Origin of the sequence: Ligilactobacillus sp. (assembly GCF_036846325.1) — a bacterium.
Classification (GTDB): domain Bacteria; phylum Bacillota; class Bacilli; order Lactobacillales; family Lactobacillaceae; genus Ligilactobacillus.
This window is the reverse complement of the sequence record NZ_DAIUCE010000015.1, coordinates 25,380-27,703: the sequence shown is the minus strand read 5'-3', so window position 1 is coordinate 27,703 and position 2,324 is coordinate 25,380. Positions and strand designations below refer to the sequence as shown.

The following is a 2,324-nucleotide window of genomic DNA, read 5'->3' as shown; positions in this document are numbered from 1 at the left end:
ACGCAAACCTGCCTTTTTTACTCTTTATATACTGATAAAGGCGCAAAAAAGCAGCCGGACTATTTAAAATATTTTGACTTGACCGGCTCAAAAGTCATTCTATGAATCGGACACGGACCCAGCTTTTCCAATCCCGTCAGGTGTTCTCTGGTTCCGTATCCGTCATTTTTGGAAAAACCATATCCCGGGTAAATTCTGTCATAAAACTGCATCAAATGATCTCGATTTACCTTGGCAACAATGCTTGCGGCTGAGATGGAGGCAGATTTGGCATCTCCTTTGATGAGTTTTTTCTGAGGGATGTCGGTTTCAATCTGCATCGCATCGATTAGAAGCTGCTCGGGTTTGATGCGCAGGGACTCGACAGCCTGCTTCATCGCAACGCGTGCCGCTTCATAAATGTTGATTTCATCAATCATCCGATTGTCAACGCAGCCGATTCCGACATCAATCGCACGTTCCAGAATCAATCCGTAAAGCTCTTCTCTTTTTTCCGCAGTCAGCTGTTTGGAATCATTGACGTCAATCAAATCAAAATCGTGCGGTAAGATTACGCAACAGGCGATGACGGGTCCTGCCAACGGCCCGCGGCCGACTTCATCAATTCCTCCGACGTTTTCAATGCCGGAATTCCAATAAGCACGCTCAAGCCTGAGCCTGTTTTCAAACTCGGCCTGCTTTTGTAACTTTTTCTGGATTCTCTTGTCATACGCCAAAAGGAGCTTTTGAATCCCCTTGCGCTCGTCTTTTCTCAACGTCTCCAACAATTCAGGTGTCGGATCTTCTTCAAGCATTCTTTTTGCCTGACCGATCGTCATCTTTTTTTCCATGCCAAAGCCCCCTTAAACTCTGGCAGGATCTTTGGGAACGGCATCCAACGTGAAACGCCCGAGCTTTCCCTTGCGACATTCAAAGATCAAACGCTCGCTTGCACGGTCATAATCTTCCTTGAAGCCCATTTTCCTGGTGATTGAAAGCAATAGTTCGACGGTCGGCTGATCCAGGTCTGATTCATCCAGTTTATAGCGCTCTGCCAGTGCCTGAGGATGGTTGTCAACAAAATATTCCAATTCGTACAATGCAACGTCATCCTTGGCATAAAGCGTATCCTTGACAGCACCCGTCAAGGCGAGCTTCTTGCCGACGATCGGATCTTCGAATTTCGGCCACAGAATTCCCGGAGTGTCAAGCAGCAACAGGCTTGAACCTGCCTTCAGCCATTGTTGTGCCTTGGTGACCCCGGGCTTGTTGCCGACGATTGCGACGTTCTTTTTTACCAGACGGTTGAGAAGCGTTGACTTGCCAACGTTGGGAATCCCGATACACATTGCCTTGATGCGTGAATTCTTGATTCCGCGTGCTTCTTTCGCCGCAATTTTTTCCTTCAAAACTTCCCTGATTTTCCTTTCGATTGCCGGAAGAGTACCTTGATTGCTGTTGACGGCAATTGCCGGATGTCCGTTTTGCTCATAATATTCAATCCATTCTCTCGTAATCTTTGGATCTGCCAGATCCATCTTCGTCAAAACGATGATGCTCTTCTTGTTTTTCAACAATTCTTCCAGTTGCGGATTCCTTGAAGATTCCGGCAATCTGGCATCAACCAGTTCCAAAACGATGTCCACTGCATTTAAATTTTCCTTTACCTGACGCAAGGCCTTTGCCATGTGCCCAGGATACCACTGAATAACAGTCATTTTTCCCTCCGTCTTAATTGAGTAATTTGAATGAAGTAATCGGCCAGTAGTTCAACAGGACGCGTCCTGATATCCATTCGCCCTTAATGGTTCCGAATGTCCGGGAATCCTTGCTGATTCTGCGGTTGTCGCCCAGCACGAAGTATTGATTTTCAGGAACCCTTTTCTTACCGATAAGCTCGCTCAGGGAAAAATCGGACGTATAGGTATTGTATTGTTTCTTGACGTCATCAAGAAATGTTTCGTCAACCGCTTTTCCGTTCACGTATAATGTGTCGTTCTTATAGGAAATCATGTCGCCAGGAAGGCCAATGATGCGTTTGACGCATGTTTTTCCATTGGGAAGCGTAAAGATCACGATCTCAAAACGCTTGACCTTGCCGTATTTTCTGACCAGCACTTCATTTCCGTCATGTAAGGCAGGTTCCATCGAGTTGCCGACGACTTCAACCGGAGCGAGGACGAAAGTACGGAAAAACAATGCTGACAAGCCTGCCATTCCGACTAACGGAACCCAGTATTTCCAGTTGAACCTGTTCAGCATTTTTTTCATGGACTTCGCCCCCTTGTAAATTTGTTCACACTACTTAATCATAACAAGGATTTGTTTAAAAAAAAAGAGGGAAC

Annotated in this window: 3 protein-coding genes; all 3 read right to left on the bottom strand. The window is 46.0% G+C overall.

The window, feature by feature from the left end:
• Positions 1-59: 59 nt before the first annotated feature.
• The 3 genes from V7Z60_RS02915 to lepB are packed head-to-tail and all read right to left on the bottom strand — an operon-like array spanning position 60 to position 2,250.
• Complete coding sequence (locus V7Z60_RS02915; RefSeq protein ID WP_334116165.1) at positions 60-830, bottom strand: ribonuclease HII; 771 nt, start codon at positions 828-830, stop codon at positions 60-62.
• Between the two features lie 12 nt (positions 831-842).
• Positions 843-1,697, bottom strand: coding sequence for a ribosome biogenesis GTPase YlqF (gene ylqF / locus V7Z60_RS02910; protein ID WP_334116164.1), 855 nt, complete (start codon positions 1,695-1,697; stop codon positions 843-845).
• A 13-nt stretch (positions 1,698-1,710) separates the two neighbouring features.
• Entirely contained in the window at positions 1,711-2,250 is a 540-nt protein-coding gene (gene lepB / locus V7Z60_RS02905) for a signal peptidase I (protein ID WP_334116162.1), read from the bottom strand.
• Positions 2,251-2,324: the final 74 nt, after the last annotated feature.

Excerpts from the sequence above, each read along its gene's own strand:
- ylqF (WP_334116164.1), bottom strand. The coding sequence starts at position 1,697 with ATGACTGTTATTCAGTGGTATCCTGGGCACATGGCAAAGGCCTTGCGT.
- V7Z60_RS02915 (WP_334116165.1), bottom strand. The coding sequence starts at position 830 with ATGGAAAAAAAGATGACGATCGGTCAGGCAAAAAGAATGCTTGAAGAA.
- lepB (WP_334116162.1), bottom strand. The coding sequence starts at position 2,250 with ATGAAAAAAATGCTGAACAGGTTCAACTGGAAATACTGGGTTCCGTTA.